Origin of the sequence: Brevibacillus thermoruber 423, from assembly GCF_000454065.1 — a bacterium.
GTDB lineage: Bacteria > Bacillota > Bacilli > Brevibacillales > Brevibacillaceae > Brevibacillus > Brevibacillus thermoruber.
Genome location: NZ_KE695650.1, coordinates 1 through 19,110 on the forward strand (window position 1 = coordinate 1; position 19,110 = coordinate 19,110).

At 46.0% G+C, this 19,110-nt stretch carries 15 protein-coding genes and 5 pseudogenes; 13 read left to right on the forward strand and 7 right to left on the reverse strand.

Going from position 1 to position 19,110, the window contains the following annotated elements; all coding sequences use genetic code 11:
• Positions 1-68: 68 nt before the first annotated feature.
• Positions 69-383, reverse strand: a pseudogene (locus M516_RS24665) (aminotransferase class I/II-fold pyridoxal phosphate-dependent enzyme); the annotation flags it as partial.
• 208 nt (positions 384-591) lie between these two features.
• Between M516_RS24665 and M516_RS24670 the strand changes: the two are divergent.
• Positions 592-1,020 (forward strand): annotated as a pseudogene (locus tag M516_RS24670) (EamA family transporter); the annotation flags it as partial.
• A gap of 697 nt (positions 1,021-1,717) precedes the next feature.
• A complete protein-coding gene (locus M516_RS0108485) occupies positions 1,718-3,064 on the forward strand; it encodes a DUF3238 domain-containing protein (protein ID WP_029098737.1) in 1,347 nt (448 codons plus the stop codon).
• Positions 3,065-5,738: 2,674 nt separating this feature from the next.
• Here M516_RS0108485 and M516_RS24675 read toward each other — a convergent pair.
• Positions 5,739-6,160 (reverse strand): annotated as a pseudogene (locus M516_RS24675) (transposase); the annotation flags it as partial.
• 97 nt (positions 6,161-6,257) lie between these two features.
• Positions 6,258-6,653 (reverse strand): helix-turn-helix domain-containing protein, encoded by a 396-nt coding sequence (locus M516_RS24680; RefSeq protein WP_274518668.1) that lies wholly within the window; start codon positions 6,651-6,653, stop codon positions 6,258-6,260.
• A 14-nt stretch (positions 6,654-6,667) separates the two neighbouring features.
• Between M516_RS24680 and M516_RS0108495 the strand changes: the two genes are divergently transcribed.
• From M516_RS0108495 to M516_RS24685, 4 genes are all read left to right on the forward strand, one after another.
• A complete protein-coding gene (locus M516_RS0108495) occupies positions 6,668-7,201 on the forward strand; it encodes a magnesium chelatase subunit ChlI family protein (RefSeq protein ID WP_029098739.1) in 534 nt (177 codons plus the stop codon).
• 1 nt (position 7,202) lies between these two features.
• Complete coding sequence (locus M516_RS24315; RefSeq protein ID WP_051188155.1) at positions 7,203-8,027, forward strand: TIR domain-containing protein; 825 nt, start codon at positions 7,203-7,205, stop codon at positions 8,025-8,027.
• A 637-nt stretch (positions 8,028-8,664) separates the two neighbouring features.
• Entirely contained in the window at positions 8,665-8,796 is a 132-nt protein-coding gene (locus M516_RS26135) for a hypothetical protein (RefSeq protein ID WP_274518669.1), read from the forward strand.
• A gap of 167 nt (positions 8,797-8,963) precedes the next feature.
• A complete protein-coding gene (locus M516_RS24685; RefSeq protein WP_029098740.1) occupies positions 8,964-9,056 on the forward strand; it encodes a YjcZ family sporulation protein in 93 nt (30 codons plus the stop codon).
• A 228-nt stretch (positions 9,057-9,284) separates the two neighbouring features.
• Here M516_RS24685 and M516_RS0108515 read toward each other — a convergent pair whose 3' ends face one another.
• Complete coding sequence (locus M516_RS0108515; RefSeq protein ID WP_029098741.1) at positions 9,285-10,505, reverse strand: IS256 family transposase; 1,221 nt, start codon at positions 10,503-10,505, stop codon at positions 9,285-9,287.
• A 146-nt stretch (positions 10,506-10,651) separates the two neighbouring features.
• On the reverse strand, positions 10,652-10,891 hold the full coding sequence (locus M516_RS25175) for a hypothetical protein (protein ID WP_152523367.1): 240 nt from the start codon (positions 10,889-10,891) through the stop codon (positions 10,652-10,654).
• 50 nt (positions 10,892-10,941) lie between these two features.
• Here M516_RS25175 and M516_RS0108525 point away from each other — a divergent pair, with 50 nt between their 5' ends.
• Positions 10,942-11,838: a substrate-binding domain-containing protein gene (locus M516_RS0108525; RefSeq protein WP_420796318.1), complete on the forward strand. Its 897-nt coding sequence runs from the start codon at positions 10,942-10,944 to the stop codon at positions 11,836-11,838.
• 301 nt (positions 11,839-12,139) lie between these two features.
• On the forward strand, positions 12,140-13,180 hold the full coding sequence (locus M516_RS0108530; RefSeq protein WP_029098743.1) for a zinc-dependent alcohol dehydrogenase family protein: 1,041 nt from the start codon (positions 12,140-12,142) through the stop codon (positions 13,178-13,180).
• A 20-nt stretch (positions 13,181-13,200) separates the two neighbouring features.
• Here the strand turns inward: M516_RS0108530 and M516_RS0108535 are convergent, their stop codons facing one another.
• Positions 13,201-13,986: a MerR family transcriptional regulator gene (locus M516_RS0108535; RefSeq protein WP_029098744.1), complete on the reverse strand. Its 786-nt coding sequence runs from the start codon at positions 13,984-13,986 to the stop codon at positions 13,201-13,203.
• Positions 13,987-14,139: 153 nt separating this feature from the next.
• Between M516_RS0108535 and M516_RS23080 the strand changes: the two genes are divergently transcribed.
• From M516_RS23080 to M516_RS25915, 5 genes and pseudogenes are all read left to right on the forward strand, one after another.
• The gene (locus M516_RS23080; protein WP_035289487.1) at positions 14,140-15,372 is read left to right on the forward strand and encodes an MFS transporter; all 1,233 of its coding nucleotides are present in this window, start codon (positions 14,140-14,142) and stop codon (positions 15,370-15,372) included.
• Between the two features lie 169 nt (positions 15,373-15,541).
• Positions 15,542-17,180 (forward strand): annotated as a pseudogene (locus tag M516_RS23085) (urocanate hydratase).
• 41 nt (positions 17,181-17,221) lie between these two features.
• Positions 17,222-17,572: an S-methyl thiohydantoin desulfurase domain-containing protein gene (locus M516_RS25910; protein ID WP_029098745.1), complete on the forward strand. Its 351-nt coding sequence runs from the start codon at positions 17,222-17,224 to the stop codon at positions 17,570-17,572.
• 184 nt (positions 17,573-17,756) lie between these two features.
• Positions 17,757-18,206 (forward strand): hypothetical protein, encoded by a 450-nt coding sequence (locus tag M516_RS0108555; protein ID WP_029098746.1) that lies wholly within the window; start codon positions 17,757-17,759, stop codon positions 18,204-18,206.
• A 144-nt stretch (positions 18,207-18,350) separates the two neighbouring features.
• Positions 18,351-18,555: pseudogene (locus M516_RS25915) on the forward strand (IS5/IS1182 family transposase); the annotation flags it as partial.
• 67 nt (positions 18,556-18,622) lie between these two features.
• On the opposite strand, the gene M516_RS23090 reads toward M516_RS25915, so the two are convergent.
• A complete protein-coding gene (locus tag M516_RS23090) occupies positions 18,623-19,024 on the reverse strand; it encodes a hypothetical protein (protein WP_152523369.1) in 402 nt (133 codons plus the stop codon).
• Between the last annotated feature and the right edge of the window lie 86 nt (positions 19,025-19,110).

Consider the following 19,110-nt stretch of genomic DNA (forward strand, 5'->3'; position numbering starts at 1 on the left):
CAACAAAAATCGCCGGGTGGGTCAATTCAAAACCGGCGATGGTGGGTCAAAGTAAAGTCGGCGTTGACATCAATCATAGGAAGTTGTTCCATGTTACATACTTGAATGAGCTCTTGACGTCGTTTTTCTGACAGTAAAATCCCCGTTGGATTATGAAAACAAGGGATGGAGTATAAAATCACTCTGCCTCGCTGTTTTTTTGATACGGAAACGGCGTTGGGCAATAGGCCATGTTCATCTATCGGGAGACCGGTAAGCTTCATCCCTGCTGATTGAAACACCTGCAGAGAATAAAGATAGGAAGGGTTTTCAAGTAAAACGGTTGATCCTCTGTGCAGCAGCCCAACTGAAATCAAATGTAAAGCCTGTAACGACCCAGAAATTTTTTCAGCTATTTTAGCCGTTTGGTTTCTTCGTGAACGATTTGGATTATCAAGGTGGATTGGATCTATTACAAGCTTTTTTAGTCGTTTGGAACTGAGGGAGATGTTGAGTATACCAGTGGAATTTTGTTCATTCTATTAGCGTCATTTTCAGAAAGTTTATATTTCGTTTTTCAAACCCGTTATGTAAAAAAAATATGGCTTTCTTGCATGTACTACCTATACGATTTGGGCGGGTACGTTTTTCATGTTCTTCTTTCTCCCAGGATTATCAAGTGAAATGACGAAACTTTCTATAGCATCAACACTTAGCATCTTGTACTTAGGTCTCTTCCCTACGGTTATTCCTTATCTTGCATTAGCCTATGTAACATCACGTGTAGGGGCTTCGGAGGCAACAAGTTCCCTTTACGTAACGCCAGCTCTTGCATTTGTACTTGCATGGATGTGGCTTGGAGAGAAACCACCCCTTCTCTCTGTGATAGGAGGGGTAATCACTCTATCTGGAGTTATGTTCATTCATTTGAATGTAGACAAATTTTCACAAATGTGCGCTACTTTTGTGACATATAGGATGGGGCTATTAGCTACTTTTTTCAACAAAAATATGATTTGTCACAGTTTGAAACAGGATTAATCGTATCAGTAATCAATATCAGGCCGATTTTTTTATGCTTATTTTTGGGAGTCTGATGGATAAGTATGGAGAAAAATGGGTTGTATGTTTAGACTCGAGCCGAGCAAGGGTCTAAATGGCAGCCCCTTATTACACATATTGGAATAGGGGTACTATCCGCTGTATCCTTTCTCTTTCGTGATTGTTTCGTCCTTATGATCCATTTTGATGACGTTGCATCTTAAAAAAGGTAATTTCCTCCGAGATTTATTTAATGTGTATTGAGAAAAACAGGATCCTAGGTGAAAAAACGGTCGAGCGAATCAAAAGAGAAGCGGACGGGATTCAGAAGCTTGAGAAAGTAAGCGGAAAATAGAAGAAGTCTACCACGGCTGAACAAAGTTCGCTTCGCTTAGTAAGGTGTCATTAATGTACTGTATTGGTTGTCGTTTAGAGAATGCTCTGCAAACAGTGCAGATTATATTACGAGAATGAATATGTGTGTTGCATCCTTGTTATTTATATTCATACAAAGCGCAGTCCAAAATTACTGAACGAGTATCAAGACATCTTCCTCGCGTTAAGAGGCTATAAAAATTCAAGTGTTAAAATCAAGAGGAAATGAAATAAACTACGAAAAATTACCAAAAATGGTAGACAAATATGGAAGATGTTGTTATAATGCAATCATGTAAAAATAAGATTGAGGAGTGAAAGAATGAAAAAAGCATTATTATCATCATTAGTCGTAATGTCAACACTTTTTGCTCCAGTTAACGTTTTTGCTTATGAAAATTTTAATTACGAGGAGTTTATTAATGATGTAAAAATCGAGACTGAAGAGAGAAAAATAACTATCTCGTGGAGCGAAATACCGGGTGCAGTGGAGTATAAAATTTATCAAGGAGAGTCTGAAGTTTACAGCGGTACAAAAGTTAATTTCACACACGATAATTTAGAACCTGGTAAACCATATAAATATAATTTAATAGCAGTAGATTCAGAAGGTGAGAGCATAGCTAATATCATTTTGAAAACAAAAACTAATGAATCAGAAGGTTTAATCGCTAATTCTAGCAGTAGATTCCCAATTAAGGAAGTTAACGTGTCGACAATTTCAAATGGTGAATACATCAAATTTGACTGGAACGATATTTCTCAAATAGAAGAGTACGATGTAATAAAAAATGGGGAATTAATTGAGAGCATAAATGAAAGTGTATTTAATGACAAGTTGGATGGTAAAAAAGAAAGGATAGTCTATGAATTTCTTGGAAAGATACCAGTAGATGAACAAGAAAAGAAAATTAGACTATCACAAATCGAAGAGAATTTAGGTGAAATTGGTTCTGATAACAAAAACACGGAAGATCTTTTGTACGATTATGTCTCAATTATTAAAATAATTGATAAGAAGAAGTATGAGACTGACTCTGTTAGCATTAATGCAGATGATGGTGGAGACAGTGTAGACAATGTTAAAATAAGATATACAACATTTATCGCGGATCGCTACGTGGAGAATCCAGTTCCTTATGCTCTTCGTTTAACTGGAGACGATTGGGAGGAGGAAGTCGAGTATTTTGGTGGAGACAACAGGGATTTTGCTGTAGTCCATTCTAGATACAGAACACAAATAAATATAGAAGCAGATTTTACAGATGAAGATATTGATTTAGATAAAGATGTGGGTACAAGTAAGTTTTATGACGAGAATAAAAATCTAATACAAACTGCAAAGGCTAGCGCAAGCGGTATTAAAATGATATCAGACGACATAACTCAAGATGAGGCGTATTTTAGAATAGATCATGAAGTTGGAATTCCGTACTTAGAGGATTCGGATGAGTTTACCCCGCCTGCTATTGATTATGAGTTTACGGCTTATCTTTATAGAGAAGACGGGGAATTTGAAATTGATGGTTGGCACGATGGTGCACCAAGCCATGAGATGTACATTTCTTTTGATGATTATGCATATGATGAACTATTTACTCATGATCTTTACGATTTCTGGTATTTGTTTTCAGTAACTCCCAAATATTATTTTGACATCTCAAACTAAAAATTAAATAGCTAAAAACTGGGATATGCTGTACTCCCAGTTAATTTTTTCTGTGAAAATCCCTTGTGTCTTAGTATCGAAGTAAGGGGGTGCCGGGACAAACCCTAGCCCATGAAACTAAATGGGCGGCAGTTGGGAATTGGCTCATATCTGGTCCCATTTCGGCGAAAAAAGAGTCGCAGCCGTTAGTTTTTCCACTCCAGGTGCGGATTGAAGGCGTTGTACGTTTTCTTTTGTAAGGTTGCCAAGTATTTTTTAATCTTTTGGTTAAGTGTCTGAATGACTCCTTTACAAACATAATGGGATTCCAAGACTGGCAGATGAAGATCTGATGGTGAGTGATGGTTCCAGACAGAGAGTCCGAATGGGCTTTGACTTTATTTTTCACCTTTCCTTTCATACAATCCAAGATTACGCTTTTCTCTACAAACCCTTGTACTAGAAGACGAGTAAGTAGATTGCGACCAGGGACGCCGAAGATATCAGAGTTAACTGCACCTAACTTTACGTTAGGGCTTCTAATCCCTTATGAGTTCGATTCTTTTCGGAAGTTAGAGTATCAATCAGACGAGTATGTCGCGTAATTCTCGAATATCAGCTAAGGGTACAAAACTTCTCAATTTAGCCTTGTCGTAAGAGTTTTGCGATCCATTCGGCATTGGAGCTGTCCATAATCCGTTGCGCGTTCACCAAAGTAATGTCGAAGTATCCCTCAAGAACGTTATATACGTGCTTCCAAAATACACTCCAGTGCTTTCCATCGTGACATGGGTAACTCCTTTTTCTTAGAGCCATCGTAGCATCTCAAACAAGTCACAGGTTATGGTTGGGAAGGAGCGAGTTTCACAAAAAGGAATCTCGTCTTCTTTCCCAATCAGGACGCTGACGACAATGGTTTATTGATGAACATCCACCCCTGCGCTGTGGATAAGGATCACATCCATGATTATTCGCTCCTCAACATAGAAAAATCCTTGGGTGATGGATAAGCTGTAGAAAAAATCTTTCTGTTCGTAGTCACGGCTCAACTCGTATGGCTATACCGACAGTGGGGTGCGCTCAATGCTGTTCCATACAGTTTTGTTTACAGGGTCAAAACACCATTAAAACCCACGTACTCGTTCACCCAAGATTATTCACTAGCTTGGGAAGAAACGAAGTCGAACCATTTTCATGTTGGGGTGTGGCTCAAGGAAACAAGGATGTTTTGTTTCATGATTTATCGTTCTTTTTCATAAATTAAACAATATGACGGGGATTAGGGGGAGGAAAATGTTAAATAAACTCTTGTCTGCTTCATTAACATCATTTTTTTTATGCATACTACTTGCTTTTATGGAATACACGCCTATTAACGAGCGTGATGAACTAACATATTATTTCACATTCTTTAGTTTAGTAATTATTTATTTAATATATGCATTTCCAATTACAATTGTTGTAGGGATTCCACTTTCCTTATTAATTGAATCAATTGATAAAAAAATATTAATACACTCCAAGGTTAAGAGGTATTTAGTAAATGTTAGCTTGTTTACTTTGGCTGGTATAACAGTGGCATTGTTTTTCTCTTTGATTAATGGCGGGAATTTTCTGAATAGGTTGTTCGATTTATATAGTTACATTATATTTATATTCCCATCACTTCTTTTCTATCACATTTCCATTTTAATTAGATTAATAATTAAAGGTTCTGGACAAAATCATTAAACCCTTGTTTTGCCATTCGAGAGCCCGCTCTAAGTGGAAGAATCTGTTCTAGCACGATGAACCCCTACATTACCACTTGGGAAACTGGACGGGTTTCTTTTTATACTATAGGAAATCTGTTCCTGATGTCGAAGTAACATGGATACGTGAGTACATTGACCTCCCTGTAAATCTGTGTCATCTTGGGATTACGGTTCAAAGGGAAAACCGATCGGGTGAGCATCCCTACTTGTACCCGCTTCATGGGGATACCAAACCTAGTATGTATGCCAACAGGGAAAAAGGCATCTGGTACTTTTTTTCTGCTCCATTTCTGGCGATGCTGCGGAATGGTCCGACTCATGTATGGGATGCGCTTTGGAGACGCGGTACGTAAGGTGCTAAAGGACGTCCGACGACTATTGCTAAAAGGAGATACCCGAGTCCTCTTAGCAAAACCAGGGGAGGCTTATCGCGCTTGGATTGATTGGGGAAATCCAGGAGAACCCGTAGTTAAACATTGCACAAGCGGGAGATGACCATCGTTTCAAACAAACTCCTCAAAATGCAACGACGGGAACAGGCCCATAAGTATGCTTTCGATCTTTGTCTCTCCCATGATACTCAGAACTATCTAAGAAAAAGGGGATTGGATGCCAATACTATCCGAACGTATGGCATTGGATGGGATCAGAAGACCAACAGTATCGTACTCCCCAACCGAGACGCAGTAACTGGGGATGTGTTTGGGTTAACGTACCGATCCATTGTTCCCGCTTCAAAAAAGCGATACCGCAATACGCCTGACGACAGCCTCTTTCAAAAGGGGCTGTTTTATTTAGCCTTTATGAAGTGATGGAAGAGGAAATTCGTTGCAAGACACTCTATTTAGTAGAGGGGGGATTTGATGCGATCTTAATGAGTCAAGAGCTTCTGGTACTGGCTGCGGTCAATGATTTTGTGTAAACTCCAATAGCCGTTAGGCTCAGCGGAGATATGGTTGAACTCGCTCCGGAAACTGAACGGACAGTTGTAACAGAATTTGGCCCCAGTTCTGAATTCTCCCCGTCCACTTTCGTAACACATCCATGGTTGCCAGGTAGAGCATTTTGAGCAGGGCTTCGTCTGTAGGGAAAATGGCTTTTCCTTTGGTGACCTTTCTCAGTTGGCGATGGTAGCTCTCAATGACATTGGTTGTGTAGATCAGTTTGCGAATTTCGGGTGAGTACTTGAAGAAGGTGGAGATTTCCGCCCAGTTCGTACGCCAGGAACGGACAATAAGGGGGTACTTTTATCTCCACGTCTGCTCGAATTGATTCAATTCTACCAAGGCGGCTTCTTCCATAGCCGCTTTATAGAGGGCGGCTGCAGGACCGACGTGATTTTCTTCATGTCTTTATAGGAAACGAGTTGCGAATCATGCATCGAGGATGCAGGATTTAGACCAGGATTGAATCGCGTGGAGTAATGAATCAAGCCCTTCTCGTCTGAGGAGGCTTTGATGTTAATTTAAAATAGCTAAGAATGTATCGATACGTTCTATATATTGTTCGGACGGTTGGTATTCATCTTTTTCCCACAACCAAATCATTCGAGCGCTAACCCCGATTTTCTTTGCGAACTCCCTTTTGTTGTACCCATGATACAGTCGTGCTTTTTTGAGACGCTGGCCAAGTGTATGTTCCGGAAAGTTTTCAAAACAACCGAGGTATGCGACTGACACTCCCAATGCTTCCGACAACTTTCTAAGGTTAGGTGGGCTAACTGTTGACTTGTTTTGTTCGGCCAGACGAAGAGATCGGACACTAAGGCCGGTTGCGGCAGCAAGATCGACAAGCAGCATGTTTTTCTCTACTCGTGCACGTCTGATGCGTCCTCCGGGTGTATCATCTTCCGGCAATGCAGGAGACAGCGATGTTTCCTTGTGAATCGAAATTTCTAGGTTGTTATCTTCACGCTTGTCCCTGCGGCTTTTACGGCTCCCGCGACCAGCGCGAATGCACCTGCACGCCGCAGCAGATCCAAAAATACCGGGCCAAAATGTCCGGTCCGCTGCTTGACCGGATCGACCTGCATCTGGAAGTCCCCCGTGTGCCGGTAACGCTGCTGCAGGAGCGGCCGCAGGCGGAATCGTCCGAGGAAATCCGCCGCAGGGTGGAAGCGGCGAGAGCCATTCAATGCGAGCGTTACCGGCACCGCCCCGGTGCTCCCTTCAACAGCGCGATGAACGGAGAGGAACTGCACCGGTATGCCGGCCTGGACAGAGAAGGGCAGAAGCTGCTGCAGCTCGCTTTTGAAACGCTCGGCCTGAGCGCCCGCGCCTACAACCGGATCGTCAAGGTGGCCCGCACCTTCGTCGACCTGGCGGTACCGGACGTTGGATCGCGGGGTGAAGGGATGAGAATGGTTGCAGAGATTGCGGTAGTGAAGAATTCAACACGAATGTGAAGTGACTGTCTGGCCGAACGGTGTTTTTGACCCTTCCAGCTTTACAATTATTGATTTGACCCGACAACTGGATCATACGGATTTCGCCATTTTTGTGTTCCATCCCGACGACGAAATGAATATTAGAGGGGAGCAATCTACGGCGGTAAGGGACAACGTTCTGTTTGAATTTGGATTGTTCATCGGTCGTCTGGGGGTGGAAAGGGTATTTTATGTTCTTCCGCGGAGTAAAAGGAACAGAATCCACATACCGACTGATTTAATTGGAGTTACACCGGGCATCTACGAAGATGACCGACGAGATGGTAACCTGGTCTCAGCAGTCAATGCATTTTGTAACCAGTTCCGTAGGATTGCAGATCGACTTGGGCCATTGAACAATGTTCATTTGACGGAAAGAGTAAATAAACTCGAATCTCATGCACGTTTTCTGTATTATTTGTTGCAATGGTCGAAGAGATCCGACATACAATACAATCAGATCATGTCTGCTTTTAAAGACGAGTTTGAAACGGTTCCGCCGTTCAACAAAAAGAAGGCTGTGACGTTATTCCGTCTTACGGATGACGAAAAGGGGCTGGAGCAGATCGGGTGTGCGGGAATGGTTAGAGACGAGAAGGTTTTCTTTTCTCTAGACCATAACGAGAACCACCCGGAAAACCAAAGTTTTGTGGTACACGCTTACCACTACGGTTACGGGTTATTCGAAACCGGTAAAAGAGTTTGGATGCAAGATGAATTCATCTATACTCGACGGATTGCTGATCGATATGTAATTTATTTCCATTTCCTGGCGGACCAAACCGTTATTTGTAGGCTTCGATGAAGTGTTTTATAATGTAAATGAGGACATTTTGAGCTCACTTCATGAGTTCTTAAAAGGAGAGGCGATTGTATGAATAGAGCTGAGATCGCCAAAAAAGCGGTGGAAAAACGCAGAAACTCAGGGAAACTTATGGAAATGTTCGCTTTGTCGGTCCTTCCGTAACAGGCTCCCCTTACTTTAGAATCGTGGCATCGGGTAACGGAAAAGTGGAGTATGGTCCTCCGAGCTATGTAAAAAAGCGTTAAGTCGTAACAATTCAGCCCATCTTGTAAGGAGATGGGCTTTCTTATGTTCGACGGGTAGTCGCGTCCTCACGCGTAAGTGCGTGAGGCACTATTATATACAGGAGTCACGTTATGTCAACTCCGACTTATATTGCCCACGATCGCTGGTTTAAAATTGACCCACTCCGGCGATTATTTGTTTTGGTAACAAGGGGGCGCCATAGGCATCCGTTCTCATCTTGACACGAAGTCGGCAACTGTTTTATTTTCTCACGCGAAAAACTGCTCTACATCGATGTGGGCGTGGAGCTTGGGTACCCCAGGACGGCCGGTCACGAGAAGAGTGGACGGAGGAGAAGCGGCAGCGCCACTCTAATACTGGATGGACAGGACGAGTAGTAGCTGGATTGAGATTGAACGAAAAAACAGTTCTGGAACCGGTGGCCGGCCGCTTCCCGGACATATTGGAGGATGAGGACGAGATCGCTCCCTCTGAAATGGCTTGTTCACAAGTGATCGCGTCAGAAGCAGCGATTGATTACTAACTGGTTTGCAGTGGAGGCAGTGGACGGGGAAAGAGTATTGTTTTTGTTTTGATTCGCCATTCGGAAATGATCCTGATGGGATTTTTTCATCACATAGGTACTCGTATAAGCAGCTTCCATCCTTGACACATAGAGTATAACTACATGTGCGAAAGGGGGGAATGCAAATGGGTATCTTCAATGGCGAATTTGATGATTTTGCGCTGGTGTTGGTATTGTTTGTATTGCTGGTGATTGTAGGTTGTTCCTGCGACTGTTAAAGGTTAATGTGGAAGCATCAAAGTGTTTGTGTAAAGGGAGAAGGGGTTCTCCCTTTACTTTTTTCACTATGTACAGCCCCTTCTTACATGATTGAATGTCAGTTATTCTGAGTTAAGTTTTTTGCTTGACATGTTGTACAAGCTCCTTCAGATCCTGTTGCATTTGCAAAAGTTGAAATTGTATCGGGTCTGTCAATGATTTTGTGTAAACTCCAATAGCCGTTAGGCTCAGCGGAGATATGGTTGAACTCGCTCCGGAAACTGAACGGACAGTTGCAACAGAATTTGGCCCCAGTTCTGAACTCTCCCCGTCCACTTTCGTAACACATCCATGGTTGCCAGGTAGAGCATTTTGAGCAGGGCTTCGTCTGTAGGGAAAATGGCTTTTCCTTTGGTGACCTTTCTGAGTTGGCGATGGTAGCTCTCAATGACATTGGTTGTGTAGATCAGTTTGCGAATCTCGGGTGAGTACTTGAAGAAGGTGGAGATTTCCGCCCAGTTCGTACGCCAGGAACGGACAATAAGGGGGTACTTTTGTCCCCACGTCTGCTCGAATTGATTCAGTTCTTCCAAGGCGGCCTCTTCCGTGGCCGCTTTATAAATCGGCTGCAGGGCCGACGTGATCTTCTTGATGTCTTTGTAGGAAACGTATTTGATCGAGTTGCGAATCTGGTGGATGATGCACTTCTGGATTTCCGTGATGGGATAGCAAGCGGAAATGGCCTCGGAGAAGCCGCGAAGATTGTCCACACAGGTAATGAGGATGTCTTGCACGCCCCGGTTTTTCAACTCGTTTACGACATGAAGCCAGAACTTTGCCGATTCATTTTCCCCGATCCAGATGCCAAGTACATCTTTGTGGCCTTCCAAGTCAATGCCAATGGCCATGTAGGCGGCTTTGTTGACGATGGCACCGTCTTGTTTCACCTTGAAGTGAATGGCATCCAGGAACACGACCGCATATACCGCCTGCAAGGGACGGTTTTGCCATTCTTTGATCAGCGGGACGATCTTGTTGGTCACGTTGGAGATGAGGGTAGGAGAAACCTCGATGCCGTAGAGCTGCTGCAGGTGATCCTGAATGTCGCGGGTAGAAACACCCTTGGCATACATGGCAATGATTTGGTCTTCGATACCCGTCACGTTCGTTTGGTTCTTTTTGACGCTGGTCGGCTCAAACTCACCGGCCCGGTCACACGGAACCTGAATGTCTACATCGCCGTACTCGGAACGTATCTTTTTCTTACTGTAGCCGTTCCGGCTGTTGGTGATTTTCTTGTTTTTCGTGTCGTGCTTGGCGTAGCCAAGAGACGTCTCCAGTTCCGCCTCCAGCATTTCCTGAAGGGTGTCGGCTAACAACTCCTTTAGGGCTGATTGGACGTCTTCCACCGATTGCATGTTCTTTTCCTTGATCCACTGCTTCAGTTGCTCTTTGGACATCAGGCTCATGGGCTCTCCCAACCTTTCTTTGAATTCATTGTACCCTATTTTGAAGGTTAGGAGTTTACACAAAATAGTTTATAGACTCACATAATCAGTAGTAATTTCATTGCCTCTTTTTGTCTGTTTTAACTTCTGAACAGTATAATATTTCTTTATATTGATGTCGACTTTTTTCCGTTGTCATCCAATGCTTGAACTTCTATCTTTAAGTTTTCTAACCCAGGGTCCCGTTTTCCTGCCAATGCATCTTCCAATAATTCTTTCTCAGATTTTATTTTTGCTTGAAAAAGGACTTCTTCTTCTGGTGACGTAGAAGCTTGAGCCATACCACCTCCTAACACAAGACAAATGAGTGATACAATTGTTAAAACTGACTTCGCCAATCCTTTCATACAGTCTACCTCCTAAATTAATTTTGAAACAGTGCATTCTGTTGGAAATAATACGCGTGTCCAAATTGACCGTGTATGACCTGATCAAGAAAGGGAATCTTCCAGCCTACCGGGTCGGCAAGCAAATGCGTATCGATGCGGCTGATTTGGAAGCCTACAAATCAAGAACCAGGGAAGGTCACGCAGCTTTTTCCAGATCCATACCGGAATCGCCATTGAAACAGAGCTTTTCCGCAACCGGGGTCAGGCCCATGGTGATTACCGGACAAGACGTCAGCCTGGATATCCTGACGAAATATATTGAAAAAACCACAAAAACCGTACGTCCGCTGCGTTCTTATGTTGGCAGCCTGGACAGTCTCATCTCGATGTATCAGGGGAAGTCCGATGTGGTCAGCACCCATCTTCTTGACGGTGACACCGGAGAGTATAACATCTCTTACATTCGCAAAATTCTTGTGGGATTTCCTTATCTTGTGATAAATCTTTGTTTCCGGACCGCCGGTTTTTATGTGCAAAAGGGGAATCCGAAACAGATTCGTTCATGGGATGACTTGAAAAAGCCCGGGCTGACCATCGTCAACCGTGAAAAAGGCTCAGGTGCGCGCGTCCTGCTCGATGAGCAGTTGCGGCTTCATGGTATCTCCCCTGAGCAGTTGAAAGGCTATGAAACAGAGGAAACGAACCATCTTGGCGTTGCCGGAAAAGTTGCGGAGGGACAGGCTGATGTCGGGGTTGGTATCGAGAAAGCAGTTTATATCGTGGGGGTCGATTTGGTTCCACTCATTCAGGAACGCTATGATCTTGTGATGCTAAAAACCCCTCAAAACAGGGAATGGATTGAAATCATCATGGAGATTCTCCAGTCTGAAGCTTTTCGAAATGAGTTGAAATCAATCCGCGGCTATGATTTGTCGCGAACGGGGGAAATCATTTTGGAAGCTTAGGAACATGCGGGATATAAACGTTGGCGGTATCGCTGTGAAAACCGGCTCCTCTTCACGTCAGAGCCGGTTATTTTTATGCCTGCGTGCTGTCTTCCAGTCCAATGTTGCCGAAATGATACGGTCATCCCATTGCGCAATTTTGGAGAGAATGAAGATCAGGCGATACTCGCCTTCCATTTCCAAGTCCGATGAGTACATTCGGTGAGAATTGGTGAGAATGAAGGAGAGAATGGAGGCTTTTCCTGCTGACTTTGGGTTAAAACGAAAGTGATGTTTGCAAAAACTTAGGAGGTATCTGGATATGAAAGCACTTGTATTCCGTGGGCCAGGAAAGTACGAGTGGGTAGACAAGGAGAAACCGACGATTCAGAAACCGACGGATGCGATCGTAAGAATCACCAGAACGACGATCTGCGGCACGGATTTGCATATCTTGGGCGGTGATGTACCGGCGGTAACCGACGGCCGAACCCTGGGACACGAAGGTGTCGGAATCGTAGAAGAAGTAGGAGCAGCTGTTAACAATTTCAAACCCGGAGACAGGGTGCTGATATCTTGTGTCACTGCCTGCGGAAAATGCGATTACTGCAAAAAAGCGATGTACGCCCACTGCGAAGAGGGTGGTTGGATTTTGGGGCACCTGATCGACGGAACCCAGGCGGAATACGTTCGTATCCCTTATGCCGACACCAGCTTGTACCACATTCCTCCGGGAAGCGATGAGGAAGCGCTTGTCATGTTGAGTGACATTTTGCCGACGGCCATGGAAATCGGGGTAATCAACAGCGGTGTTCAGCCTGGGGATGTGGTCGCGATCGTCGGGGCTGGGCCGGTCGGGATGTCGGCACTCTTGACAGCGCAGCTTTATTCGCCGGCGGAGATCATCATGGTCGACCTTGACGATAATCGTTTGGAGCAGTCCGAAAGGTTCGGGGCCACCAAGACAATTAACAGCTCCGCGGGAAATGCGGTTGAGCAAGTGATGGAAGCAACGGATGGAAAAGGTGTCGACGTAGCGATTGAGGCCGTCGGGTTCCCTGTAACCTTCGACATCTGCCAGCAAATCCTGAAGCCCGGCGGACGGCTGGCCAACGTCGGTGTGCACGGCAAACCGGTCGAACTGCACTTGGAGCGGTTGTGGCTGCGCAATGTCAGGATCACGACCGGACTGGTCAGCACAAGCACGACTCCAATGCTGTTAAAGACCGTACAGTCGGGAAGGATCAAACCAGAACAGCTGATCACTCACCGTTTTCCGCTGGACCAGATCATGCAGGCGTACGAAGTGTTTCGAAATGCTGCCAAAGAAAAAGCGATGAAAGTCATTTTATACAACGATTGACTCGCATGCAAAGGAACGGCTCAAACCGTTCCTTTGCTCGTTTTCGCTTCTTTCGCGTCTCTTATTTTTGCGAATGATTCCGCGGCAATACAAAGATAGTAAGCAAGCCCGTTTTGTAAGGACTCAAGCATTTGGCGGTGAAATTCATCATCAAGAAAAAAGCGTGCTTGCGCGGCAAAATTCGCAGGGCTTATAGCATGTCCATGGCGCTGCAAATCGTCAAGATGCCGGCGGATCAAGCGCCACACCCTTCTGTCATCATATCTTAATCCGGTTTTTAGCGCGTTTGCCATGCCCTGCAAAAATCGCTGCGCGTCCATCGCCTTTTCGTTCATGGCCTGCACATCGATCGTTTGATTTTTCAGGATGTCAACACCATATTTCTCTTTTAAATACTGGTTTTGTTCACCGAGCGCTTCCTTCCACTCGTTTTCATCCTCAAAGCCTTTGAACATCTTTGTTTTTTCCATCACTTTTCCTTTCTTGGCGCAATCCAGCGATTCGTCCAGGGTTTCAAGCAGCCTTTCCAGCCTTCGCGCGCGGGCAAGCAGAAGCTTTTTTTGTTCGGCTAAAATGGTTACACGATCCCTCTCGTCATCGAGTAACTGCTTGATTTTTTTCAAGGGAATGTCCAGCTCCCGGTAAAATAAGATCTGTTGCAAACGTTCCAGTTCTTTCATCCCGTACAAGCGGTACCCCGCCTCGCTGATGGCGCACGGCGTCAAAAGCCCGATTTTGTGGTAATGATGCAGCGTTTTTATTGTTACATTCGTTAACTCCGAAACCTCTTTCACCGTGTACAGCACAAGATTCCCTCCTTCCTTTCTCAAGATTAAAGTCTCCTCTAAGGGAAGAGTCAAGAAACACAAACAGCTTTTCCGCTTGCTTGACTCTCCTCTTGGAGGAGGCTGTATGATGGTCCCTGGTTTCATCAATCAGGAAAGGAAGGAATGAAGAGAATGTCATCTCCAATGATGTTGTTGCGAAGAAACCGGTTTGTACGCATGGTTCTCCTCTCCAACTTGTTTTCGCAGATAGGCATATGGGTCCGGAATTTTGCCGTTCTCTTGTATGTCATGGAAAAAACCGGAGGAGACGCTTTTGCCGTTTCCATGATTTCGGTTGCCGAGTATGTGCCTATCTTCGTATTCTCGTTCATCGGCGGGGTGTTTGCCGACCGATGGCGGCCCAAACGGACGGTGATCTGGTGCGATGCCTTTAGCGCGTTATCGGTTTTTGCGGTGCTGGCTGTGTTGGAATCCGGAAGGTGGGAAGCGATCTTTTTCACCACCTTGAGTTCCGCCATCCTCTCGCAATTTGCGCAGCCTTCCGGAATGAAGCTGTTCAAGATGCACGTGCCGGATGAACAGGCTCAATCGGGGATATCGCTTTTGCAAACGTTGTTTTCCATCTTTATGATCGTGGGACCGATAATGGGAACGGTGGCGTATCAACACTTGGGAATCGGGCTTGCCATCTGCGTAACCGGTATCTCTTTCTTGTTATCCGCTATCACAATGGCTTCTATTCCACCGGATCGAATCATAGATGCCGGTAAGACATCCATACGGCCTTCTTTGTTCAGGGAAATGGCGGATGGTGTCCGCTACGTGGTATCCAGGAAAGTGCTTTTATGGCTGAATCTTTGTTTCACGGCGGTTGGATTTGGCGTCGGCTTGATTGCGCCGCTCGGTATTTTTCTGATCACGGAGAGACTGGGTTTATCCGCGCAGGATTTGCAATGGACGGCGATCCCTTATGGTTTGGGGGAAATTATCGGAGGGATGGTGACGTTTGGCTTGGCAAAAAAAATATCTCCGCAGCGCCTACTAAAGCTTGGGCTCCTCGCAAATGCCGCCGGCGTTTTTGTATCAGGCATCTCTACCACCTTATGGCTTACGATGATGGCCCAGTTTCTCATCGCTCTTTTTCAGCCGGCTATCTTTATTGGGAATAACGCATTGGTCATGATGCATACAGAGCAGCGATTTATTGGGAGAGTCACGGGAATCCGCACGCCGCTCATGACCGGTTCCATGGTCGTGATGATGAGTGTGTCCGGCATCATAAAGGACATGCTCTCCCTGAGCATCATGTATGGGTTGGCAGGAGCTTGTTTTCTCGTCGGATTTCTTCTCATATTGCCGCTGGGAAGGACTGCCCAAGTCGGTGCAAGCGCCCACCGGAGTTGACCGATCCGCCGCTTAAGGCGTGAAATTGAAGGCGCGGGAAGGGATCAACCGAGATAGGCGTCCGCTGTTAATTCATACTTGACTCATTGGAATTATGGGAATGAAATAAATGGCACAGATACAATATAGAGAATTTATTATCAAATAGTGATAAATTCGAGGTGTTGTGATGGAACGAATCAAAGCAGCCCGCGGCTCTGCCCTTCGCTGCAAAGGGTGGAGACAGGAAGCGTTACTTCGGATGCTGGAAAACGTGCTGGAAAACGGCGAGAATCAGCAAGAACTGGTGGTCTACGCTGCATTGGCAAAAGCGGCGCGAGACTGGAAGTCATTTCATGCCCTCGTCGACAGTTTGAAACCCCTCAACGATGATGAAACCCTGGTTATTCAGTCCGGCAAACCGATCGGCATTTTTAAAACGCATGCTTTTGCCCCGATCGTGATCATGGCGAACTGTAATCTTGTAGGCAGATGGGCGACCAGCGAGCACTTTTATCAGCTGCAGGAAAAAGGTCTGATCATCTGGGGCGGACTTACAGCAGCGGCATGGCAGTACATTGGGTCGCAAGGGGTGATTCAAGGCACCTACGAAATCTTTTCCGCCATTGCCAGAAAACACTTTAACGGAAGTCTGGCCGGCCGCTTTATTCTTACCGCCGGTCTGGGGGGAATGGGAGGAGCCCAACCGTTGGCTGGTGTGATGGCTAATGCGGCGATTCTCTGCGTGGAAGTGGATGAAGCGCGCATTGACAAGCGGATGCAAGTCGGTTACCTACAGAGAAAAACAGGCAACCTCAACGAAGCGTTGGCGTGGATCGCGGAAGCGAAGGCGAAAAAAGAGAGTGTTTCCGTTGGACTGCTTGGCAATGCGGCGGAAATCTATCCGGAAATCCTCAGAAGAGGGATCGTTCCTGACATCGTCACCGACCAAACCTCTGCCCACGATCTGTTGTACGGTTATATCCCGGCCTGCTACAGCTTGGAGGACGTGCGGCGGATGAGAGAGGAAAATCCGGAGAAACTGCAGGCGGACGCAAGAGCCTCAATTGCCCGAGAAGTGGAGACGATGCTGGAGTTTAAACGGCGCGGTTCGATCGTGTTTGATAACGGCAACAACATCCGGACGCAGGCCTACCAACATGGTGTGAAAGATGCGTTTGACATCGATATTTTCACGGAGGCATTCCTGCGGTCGCTTTTCTGCAGGGGAAATTGGTCCGTTCCGCTGGGTGGCGTTGTCGGGTGACCTGCATGACTTTCAAGCGATCAATCAGTTTATCCTGCAGGAATTTTCCGACAATGAAATTGCAACCAACTGGATTCGCTTGGCCAGCAAATACGTGCCGCTTGAAGGGCTGCCGGCGCGGATCGGCTGGTTCGGCCACGGGGAAAGGACCAAACTGGCGTTGGCGGTTAACCGTATGGTTCGCGAAGGCAAGTTGAGCGGTCCGATCGCGTTATCCCGTGATCATCTGGATGCCGGAGCGATGGCTCATCCCAATATCATGACCGAGCGGATGAAAGACGGGAGCGACACGATCGCCGATTGGCCGCTGTTAAATTCGATGCTCAACTGTTGTTCGATGGCGGATCTGGTGGCGATTCATTCCGGCGGCGGGGGTTACTCCGGGTATATGACCAGCGCTGGCGTGACGATCGTGGCCGATGGCACGACAGAGGCGGATATGCGCTTAAAGCATACCTTGGACAACGATACGGGCATCGGCGTGCTGCGATATGCCGATGCCGGTTACGAAGAAGCGCTGGACGAAGTGAACAAAAAAGGCATTCGCCGGGTGTTAACCTGACCACACCCGCCGAACGTTGAATGACGAGGAGGAGAAAAATCATGCGTGTTTTGACCATGGACGACGTAATTGCGGCAGTGAAGGGAGGCTCTGTGTTTGCTTCCGGCGGTGGTGGCTGGGTTGATCACGGGGTGGAGATCGGCGGGGCGGCCGTGACGATTGGGCAGCCGAAACTGGGTTCCGTGGATGAGTTGCCGGACGATGCCATCATTGTGACCGCCACCGCGATCGGCGCCCCCGCAGAGTATGCGGACCGAGACAAAGAGCTGGAACAGGAGATCATGCAGACATTGAATCGAATCCGTGAGTTGGACGAGAGATATGGCTCTCCTGTTAGTACGGACGGGGTGAAACAACACTTTTTTATACACGAAAAATATTGTGAAAAATGATCTAAAAAGGAAATTTTACTATAAGGTATTGAAAAATTTGACGATAAAATAAATAAGTCTAAAAAGCTGTATAAATCTGTCATGGTCTTTAGAATCTGTACCATTGGAGTTAGGAAAGTTGTTTGTCCGGATATATTATTAAAGGTGGTGAAATAGACCAAACAGGTAGTGTTTGGGGGTTTCTATGCTAAAAAATAACATCCTGGCTTTTCTTCTACATCTCATCTTGGCTTTCATAACCCTTTTGTTAATGGCTTATTATAATCCAACGGACTACCTTTTATGGGGAATCACTCTCCTCACTTGTTTATGTTATGTTGCAGGAGGAATATTTTTAAAAACCTTTCCATCATCCTTAAAAAATCTCCTATCCGTTAGTGTAATTGCCTTCATTGGTTTTGTGTTATTAGGATTTAGCTACATGATAGTCGAAAGGGGAGATTCTACCGGGGGAATCGGCTGGATTTTCTATTATGCTTACAATCCCCCATTTTTCTCTTTATTCCTAATTCTTATAGAGGGTGGGAATTTAGATGACCACATACCGATCCTGTTACTTTTAAACTTGCTACCTTCTCTATTTATTTGGATAGGACTTGAGATGAAGAGGGGTATTTTCAATGGCAGGACTTAGTAATTATTCAAAAGGCGCTGAAACATTCAGAGAGAGTCAAGATCGAGAAGGAAGACAGAAAGCTGGTGTTTTCGATTCGGTAATCCTCTAGTATAAGGCTTTGCCAAGGATCCGGAAAGCAAGGCTACAACTCGTCTCCTGGATCGTTCCCTGCGACAAACCATCAAAGAGATGGTGGTTTCGAGGTTACTGTACACAACCGATTCCCCACTTCACTACGTTCGGGAAAAACTACGTACGGCTTGTTTCAATGACCGATCTGTCCCAAAAGATCTTTGCTCGTATTCTCGAGAAGGCTTGCCATTATGGATTTGTAGATTCCTCGATTCTGTATATTGATTCCACCCATGCTTTATGAGGACTGAACAAAGTGACCATGCAGGCGATGCTTTCGAATACATACAGGACAAACTCCCTCAACTGCCAATGGCAACGAGGGATTTTGTCTTCAATCTGACGGGAACACCAGCGCCGTTGGTCAGAACCAGGAGCACGACATCCGGCAGACCCAGACCGGTCTCGGCCAGGACGAGCGTGTAGTTCACCGTTTCCTGCGTGCCTGTTGCCGTGAAGGTTCTCACGGCGGTACCGGCAACGGTAAGACCGAGGAGGATGGTTGGCAGGACGATTCCCAGACCAAGGTCCGGCAGAACCGTGATGCACGTCGGCGAACTGATCGTCGTCGGCGTGAGGCTGAAGCTTTGGTCGCCGGGAAAGACGTCAGGCAGCGGTGTCGGACCAGGCGTGTCGAAGAAGTTGAAGGTGAACGTGCTGGCCGACGGATCGCGGCTCGGGCAGATGTCGGCGATCAACTGCACGGTGCAGATTTCCACCGGTGCCAGCGGCGGCAGGCTGAGGCTTACCCCTACGCCGGTGATGAGCGTATTGGCCGTAGCCTGGCAGT